The following is a 285-nucleotide window of genomic DNA, read 5'->3' on the forward strand; positions in this document are numbered from 1 at the left end:
AGGTGACAGGGAAGACTCATCTCGAGGCAAGTTTCCCGCTTAGATGCTTTCAGCGGTTATCTCTTCCGCACTTTAGCTACCGGGCAATGCCATTGGCATGACAACCCGAACACCAGTGGTGCGTTCACTCCGGTCCTCTCGTACTAGGAGCAACCCCTCTCAATCTTCCAACGCCCACGGCAGATAGGGACCGAACTGTCTCACGACGTTCTAAACCCAGCTCGCGTACCACTTTAAATGGCGAACAGCCATACCCTTGGGACCTACTTCAGCCCCAGGATGTGA

Annotated in this window: 1 rRNA gene; it reads right to left on the minus strand. The window is 54.4% G+C overall.

The features are described 5' to 3' along the window. Window positions 1-285 (minus strand): 23S ribosomal RNA (locus BHE89_RS01290); the annotation flags it as partial.

It is taken from the genome of Shigella sp. FC1967 (assembly GCF_001743005.1).
Lineage (GTDB): Bacteria > Pseudomonadota > Gammaproteobacteria > Enterobacterales > Enterobacteriaceae > Proteus.